This window comes from Catonella sp., from assembly GCF_052173895.1.
In the GTDB taxonomy this organism is placed as follows: domain Bacteria; phylum Bacillota; class Clostridia; order Lachnospirales; family Lachnospiraceae; genus Catonella.
Genome location: NZ_JBQMXS010000022.1, coordinates 21918 through 29388, shown reverse-complemented (window position 1 = coordinate 29388; position 7471 = coordinate 21918). Strand labels below are relative to the sequence as shown.

The following is a 7471-nucleotide window of genomic DNA, read 5'->3' as shown; positions in this document are numbered from 1 at the left end:
TATACTATAACTGTAGTTGTAATTGATAAGATTGCCTTAAGTACGAGCGATGTAACCATACCTGTTGGCGGTACTATAGATTTAAATGCGACTGCTACAGATATTTCTACCAGTGATTCTTGGGAGTGGATTTCTAATAATCCGGATATAGCTAAGGTAGAGGGAAAAGGTGTAACAGCAGTAGTAAAAGGTGTAGCTGCAGGTGAAACTACTGTTGTAGTAAAGCATACAGTAGGTGGAGTTATTAAGAGTGCCACTGCTAAAGTAAGGGTGACATCAGCGGTTACTAAGATTACACTCACTCCGGCAGAAACTACTATAGAAGTGGATAAAATAGCATCAATAAGAGCTGATGTAACACCGAAGACTTCAGGTGGCAGTTATCTTTATTGGAGAAGTTCAAACCCTGAGATAGTTAAGATAGATGATGAAAATAATCATACGGCAGTAACCTCCGTAACCGGTAAGGCTCCCGGAATTGCAATAATTATGGCGGTAAATAAGGAGAATGTAATCCTTGGTTCAGCTAAGGTAACAGTAAGTTCACCGGTTACAGGAATTATTCTTTCACAAAGTGTAGTAGAAAAGCCTTTAAGTGACAAAACATATCAAATAGTGGCTACAGTAGCTCCAAAAGAAGCAACTAATACAAAATTAACTTGGAAATCAAGTAATGATAAGGTTGCACAGGTAGATGCGAATGGTCTTGTTACATTTAAAAAGGCGGGGCATGTAAGTATTATAGCAGCATCGGTATCCAATCCACAGATTACAGCCTCCTGTGACATTACAATAGTCAAAACAGTAGACAGCATTAAGCTTGAAACAGCAGAAATTTCACTTGCAGTAGGTGAAACATATAAGCTTTCACCTACAATAAGTCCTGAGGATGCATCTAATAAAAACTTGAATTATAAATCAATGGATCCTAAGATTGCTGATGTAAATAAGACCGGACTTATTACTGCAAAACAGGCAGGCTCAGCCCATATTATAGTATCTACACCGGATGGAAAAATTACTGCAAATTGTACGGTTAAGGTGACACAGAAAGCTACAGGTATGAAGTTGTCAGCAACGGTACTTATATTAGATGTAGGTGCAAGCCATACTTTGGAAGTAACTTTTAACCCTAAGACTACAACGGACACGAAGGTACTTTGGACTATCAGTGATAAGTCTGTAGCTAAGGTAGATGCAAAAGGAAAAGTAGTGGCAATATCCGCTGGTGAGGCATTGATTACAGCTAAGTCAAGTAATGGACTTACAGCAGTTTGTAAGGTTAAGGTAAATCAACCTGTTGGAAAAATTGAGTTAAATTATACAGAGTATGACCTTGCTGTAGATGATGAGCTTGAGCTTGAAGTTACTTTTGATAATGATGATGTAACTAATAAAAAAGTAAAATGGAAATCTTCTAAGCCTGATGTCGCAAGTGTAGATAAGAATGGATTGGTAAAGGGAAAAAAAGGCGGAATTGCAATAATTACAGTTACAGCAGATGAGAATGGTATGCAGGCAAACTGTGTTGTTACGGTGGAAGAGCCTATTTCTGAGATTAAGTTAAACAAGACCTCATACATACTTGGATATCACAAATCATTTTTACTTAAGGCGACTCTCAAGACAAATTCGGCTACAAATAAGAAATTAAAATGGTCTAGCAGCAAAAATAGTGTGGCATCTGTAAATAAATCAGGTCAGGTATATGGTAAGAAACCGGGTTTTGCTACTATTAAAGTAAAGGCTACAGATGGAAGTGGAGCAGAGGCTACAGCTAGAATAAGGGTTGTAAGAGAGGCAGGTTCAATAAGTGCCAATCCATCGTTTCTTGCAATGATAGTAGGAAGAAGGAAGAAGATAAAAGTTAAAATAAGTCCTAAGAATGCCACAATTAAAACAGCGAAATTTAAATCTGAAAATACAGATGTTGCTATGGTTGACTCTAAAGGAAGGGTAACAGCACTTGCTGCAGGTAAGACTAAGATAAATATATTGGCCAAGGATAATAGTGGAAAAAAACAGGCTGTGGTAGTACATGTAAGAGATTATATACCTGCTGCCAAACTTACATTATCCAATACTACACTTACAATGGGAATAGGAGATAAACAGAGTACAGTATATTCAATAACACCTAGCAATACAGATGATAAGGTGAAATGGTCTACAAATAATAAGGCAGTAGCAACAGTTAATAAGAAAGGTCTTATTACAGGAGTAGGTTCGGGAAATGCAACAATAACAGCTTCAACTACAAGTGGCAAGACAGCACAAATAGCAGTTACAGTAGTAGGATTAAATTTTAATACACTTACTTTGGAGCAGTATGATACATATAAACTGTCTGTAATTGGAGATGTGAAGAATGTCTCATGGGATTCAGAAAATCCGGAAATTGCAACAGTTGAGAATGGACTTGTTAAGGCTAAAAAGCCGGGTTCGACAACTATCCTTGCACGAGTAAATGGGGCAGTTCTTCGCTGTAAGATAGTAGTGAATAATATTCAGTAAGGGGGATGTATGCTAGAGGGGCTTCATGTTAAAAATCTTGTAATTATAGATGAGGCCGAGGTTTCTTTTAGTGAAGGGTTAAATATCCTAACCGGAGAAACCGGAGCAGGAAAGTCAGTAGTAATAGGCTCGATTAATTTGGCACTAGGTGCAAAGGCAGGAAAGAACTTGGTGAGAGCCGGTAAGGATTCGGGCTTTGTAGAACTCGTTTTTTCAGTTAATGAAGATACAAAAAATAAGCTGAAATGTTTAGATGTTGTACCGGAAGAAGGTTTGGTGGTGATTACTCGCAAATTTACAAACGAGAGGAGTATGTGCAAGATAAATGGGGAAACAGTGACCATTTCAAAGATAAGAGAAGTGGCATCTATTTTGCTTGATATTCATGGTCAGACTGAAAACCAGACCTTACTTCTTCCTAAGAATCATTTAGAGATTTTGGATAGATATTGTAAAGAAGAGGTACATCCGTTAAAAGCAAGGCTTAGTAGCTTGGTAGCAGAGTATAGGGAAAAGGAAAATGAACTTACAGAGTATAATGCAGATGAGGCATATATTATAAGGGAACTGGATTTTCTTAAATATGAATGCAGTGAGATAAAAAAAGCAAAGCTGATAAAGGGTGAGGAAGAAGAACTTGATAAAAAGGTTCGAAAATACAGTGCATCAAGCAAGATAGTAAATCTTGTAGAAGAGGCTAGGACGAGCCTTTCGGATAATGGTGGAGCTGATGATAGCATAGGAAGTATTGTAAGAGCTATGTCAAGGCTATCAGATGTAGACGATGGAGCTGTAGAACTTCTTAATCAAATATCAGATATAGAAAGTTTATTAAATGATTTTGAAAGGTCACTTTCAGACTATGCAGAAGAAAATTTATTTGATGAAAATGACTTTATGCAGTCTGAATCAAGGCTAGACAAGATAAGAGCAATATTTGCAAAGCATGGTGGTTCGTATGAGACTACTTTAGAATTTCTTGAAACTTCGCTTAAACAAATAGAAAAGTTTGAAAATTCTTCTGAGTACAAAGAAAAATTGTCGTTAGAAGTAGAAAAATTAAGAGGAGCTATACTAAGTGAGTGTGATAAACTTACAGAGGCTCGTAAAAAGGGTGCAAAAGAACTTGTAGGCAAGGTAAAACAGGCTCTTGTAGACTTAAACTTTTTACAGGTAGAATTTGAGCTTGAATTTGCTAAGGCGAAGGAGTTTACTGCCAAAGGAAATGATGATGTTATATTTAAAATATCTACTAATCCGGGGGAAGAACTTAGGTCTATTTCTGAAATAGCATCAGGTGGCGAACTTTCAAGAATAATGCTTGCAATTAAGTCTGTTATGGCAGATACTGATGAAGTGCCTACACTGATATTTGATGAGGTTGATACAGGAATTAGTGGTAGAACAGCACAGATGGTAGCTGAAAAGATGGCACTGATTTCAGGAAAAAGACAGATTATTGCAATTACCCATCTTGCACAAATAGCAGCGATGGCAGACAGTCATTATCTAATTGAAAAGAAGTCTGATAAGAGTCATACTGCAACAAATATAAAGAAACTTGACTGTAAAGACGAGATAATGGAAATTGCAAGAATTTTGGGCGGAGTTGCGATTACAGAAAATGTAATCAATTCTGCAAAAGAAATGAAAAGTCTTGCTTCAGAAATTAAATCTAAATTTTAAAACGAATATAATAATTAGTCGGCAGATTTAATCAATGATGCCGGCTAATTTTGCAAGAGCCAGTATTGAAATTTTGGCAACTTTGTTTCCATGATATTCATAGTAATGCCCATCATCGGATTCATTGCCGAATACATCAGGACTGGCTTGTTTTCTTATGATTATTTTATTTTCATCTGCAATTATTTCAAGTTCCTCAAAGTTACTAATATTTAATTTTTTTCTAAAATCGGCAGGTATGGTTATTCTTCCGAGCCTGTCTAGTTTACGGGATGAAATATTATTTTTCATTTAACTACCTCTTGATATATAAACTAATATTTGTATAATTTAAGTATACTACTTATGTAATAGATAAAATAGTATATATAATTAGGTATGAAAGAACTTATTTATAAGATAATTATAAAACTATCGCATTTTTAAATAAAGAATGTTATAATGAAAAAGTATGCTCTTGGAAATGAAATTCGCCATAGACTTTAATTTGATGATAATAGCGGGGATAATATGGATAGAGAAGAATTTGTAAAACAGATGCTTAAGTATTCGGCATCAGCAGGGGATATAGAAACAAATATAGTGCATATACTGGACTACATGGGTAGAAAATTGGAAGCTGATAGAACCTATATTTTTGAAAAGAATATAGAGGGAAGTTCAGATAATACATATGAGTGGTGCTCTGAAAATGCAATACCTCCAAAGGATCAGCTTCAGAATGTTGGTCATGAGGGATTATTGGATTTGTGGTATGATGAATTTGGCAACAATAAAGGTATATTTATTGAAAATCTTGAAGAGTATAAAGAAATAAGTTCTCCTATGTACGAACTCTTAAAACCACAGGACATTCATTCATTAATAGCCTGGCCGATATTTGTAGATGAAATTTGCATAGGATTTTTGGGAATAGACAATCCTCTAAGAAAACACATGGAAGATGTGGTACGTATTTTTGAGATGGTGGGCTACATAATGTCTATAATCATAAGACAGAGGGATAATGTAAGGATGCTAAGGAAACTGAGTTATGAGGATCAGTTGACAGGAGTGAAGAACAGGCGTGAGCTTGATACTTTTGGTACAAATGAATATGCGAGAGTTTATTCTGTTGGGATACTTTCTTGTGATTTGAACGGGCTTAAGCGTATAAATGATACTCTTGGGCATGAAGCAGGTGATAAATATATAATTAAAGTTGCAAATAACCTTGCTAAAATATTTGGGCATAATTATGTCTATAGAATGGGTGGAGATGAATTTATTGCTCTTGCCATAAATCTTACAGCTGCCGAGTTTGAACTAAATGTAGACAAATTGCTTAAAATTATGGAAAAGGAAGAAATTCCGGTGGCAGCGGGTTATATATTTAAGGCAGATAATACAACTGAATTTTATTCACTGATAGATGAAGCTGATAAGAAAATGTATGAGGATAAAGGAAGATATTATTCTGATACAAAAAATGAAAGGCGAAGAACCGGCATCTAACTACTTGAAAAATTCTAAATATATCGGTAGAATATAGAGTGAAATACTTGAATCCTGTTTTACAGGATTCTTTCTTATGAGAATTATTGTAACAAATTTTTGAAAGGATGATTGAAATGATTCAGGCAAGTAATATTACGCTTAGACTTGGCAAAAAGGCACTTTTTGAGGAGGTAAACATTAAGTTTACAGAGGGAAACTGTTATGGGCTTATTGGTGCAAATGGTACAGGTAAATCTACCTTCCTAAGAATTTTATCAGGAAAGTTAGAGCCTACAACAGGAGATGTTATTATAACTCCGGGACAGAGACTTTCTTTTTTACAGCAGGATCATTTTAAATATGATGCTTATCCGGTTTTAGATACAGTTATCATGGGAAATAAACGACTGTACGAAATAATGAAAGAAAAAGAAACTATATATGCGAAAGAGGACTTTACAGATGAAGACGGTATAAGAGCAAGTGAGCTTGAAGGTGAATTTGCAACTATGAATGGCTGGGAGGCGGAATCTGACGCAGCTACTCTTCTTAACGGTCTTGGTATAGACACTGAATATCATTATATGATGATGAGTGAGATAGAGGCGTCAAAGAAAGTAAAAATTCTGCTTGCTCAGGCACTTTTCGGAAATCCAGACATACTACTTCTTGATGAGCCTACCAACCACTTAGATATGGATGCAATCGGATGGCTTGAAGAGTTCCTCATCAACTTTGAAAATACAGTAATAGTAGTATCACATGACCGTTATTTTCTTAACAAAGTTTGTACCCACACTGCTGACATAGATTACGGAAAGATTCAGCTCTATGCCGGAAACTATGATTTCTGGTATGAGTCAAGCCAGCTTATGATTCGTCAGCAGAAGGAGGCAAATAAGAAGAAAGAAGAAAAGATTAAGGAACTTCAGGAGTTTATTCAGAGATTCTCTGCAAATGCAAGTAAGTCTAAACAGGCTACAAGTAGAAAGAGGGCTCTTGAAAAGATTGAGCTTGATGACATTAAACCATCCAGCCGTAAATATCCTTATATTGATTTCCGTCCTGCAAGGGAGATTGGAAATGAGGTTCTCACCGTATCCGGCATCTCAAAGACCATAGATGGTGTTAAAGTTCTTGATAATATCTCCTTTGTTGTAGGAAGGGAAGATAAGATTGCCTTTGTAGGCCCTAATGTAAAGGCTATATCTACATTATTTAAAATTCTTGCAGGTGAAATGGAGCCTGATGAGGGTGATTATAAATGGGGAGTAACAACTACACAGGGATATTTTCCTAAGGATAATACAGAGTTATTTAAAGGAAATGAAAATATTACTGAATTCTTGCTCCCATTTTCACCGGAGAAAGATGCAACCTATGTAAGAAACTTCCTTGGTCGTATGCTTTTCCCTGGTGATGCAGGAGTAAAACAGGTTAAGGTACTTTCCGGAGGAGAAAGGGTGAGGGTACTTCTCTCAAAGATGATGATAATGGCAACTAATGTTCTTATTCTTGATGAGCCTACCAACCATCTTGATATGGAATCAATTACTTCGCTTAATAATGGTATAATTAAGTTTCCGGGAGTGGTGCTGTTCACTTCACAAGACCACCAGTTTATTCAGACCATAGCAAATAGGATTATGGAAATTACTCCAAACGGCCTCATTGATAAGATAAGCACTTATGATGAATATCTTGAGAGTGATGAAATGGCTAGAAAGCGTCAGGTTATGACAATTTCGGATGAGGAACTTGCTGAAAATGAAGGAAATGATGAAGAATAGATGTT

5 protein-coding genes are annotated in these 7471 nt (G+C 36.0%); 4 read left to right on the top strand and 1 reads right to left on the bottom strand.

Features of this window, described 5'->3' with window-relative positions; genetic code table 11:
• Together ACTTG8_RS06265 and recN are read left to right on the top strand one after the other, a co-directional pair.
• On the top strand, positions 1-2514 hold a 2514-nt coding region (locus ACTTG8_RS06265; RefSeq protein ID WP_442561266.1), incomplete at its 5' end, for an Ig-like domain-containing protein.
• 9 nt (positions 2515-2523) lie between these two features.
• Positions 2524-4200, top strand: a complete 1677-nt coding sequence (gene recN, locus ACTTG8_RS06260; protein WP_442561265.1) for a DNA repair protein RecN — start codon at positions 2524-2526, stop codon at positions 4198-4200.
• A gap of 27 nt (positions 4201-4227) precedes the next feature.
• On the opposite strand, the gene ACTTG8_RS06255 is transcribed toward recN, so the two are convergent.
• The gene (locus ACTTG8_RS06255; protein WP_442561264.1) at positions 4228-4491 is read right to left on the bottom strand and encodes an AbrB/MazE/SpoVT family DNA-binding domain-containing protein; all 264 of its coding nucleotides are present in this window, start codon (positions 4489-4491) and stop codon (positions 4228-4230) included.
• A gap of 219 nt (positions 4492-4710) precedes the next feature.
• On the opposite strand from ACTTG8_RS06255, the gene ACTTG8_RS06250 reads away from it, so the two are divergent.
• Positions 4711-5694, top strand: a complete 984-nt coding sequence (locus ACTTG8_RS06250; RefSeq protein ID WP_442561263.1) for a sensor domain-containing diguanylate cyclase — start codon at positions 4711-4713, stop codon at positions 5692-5694.
• Between the two features lie 116 nt (positions 5695-5810).
• On the top strand, positions 5811-7466 hold the full coding sequence (locus ACTTG8_RS06245; RefSeq protein ID WP_442561262.1) for an ABC-F family ATP-binding cassette domain-containing protein: 1656 nt from the start codon (positions 5811-5813) through the stop codon (positions 7464-7466).
• The last annotated feature ends 5 nt before the right edge of the window (positions 7467-7471 follow it).

Coding starts and splice junctions, on each gene's coding strand:
- ACTTG8_RS06255 (WP_442561264.1), bottom strand. CDS start 4,491: ATGAAAAATAATATTTCATCCCGTAAACTAGACAGGCTCGGAAGAATA.
- ACTTG8_RS06250 (WP_442561263.1), top strand. CDS start 4,711: ATGGATAGAGAAGAATTTGTAAAACAGATGCTTAAGTATTCGGCATCA.
- recN (WP_442561265.1), top strand. CDS start 2,524: ATGCTAGAGGGGCTTCATGTTAAAAATCTTGTAATTATAGATGAGGCC.
- ACTTG8_RS06245 (WP_442561262.1), top strand. CDS start 5,811: ATGATTCAGGCAAGTAATATTACGCTTAGACTTGGCAAAAAGGCACTT.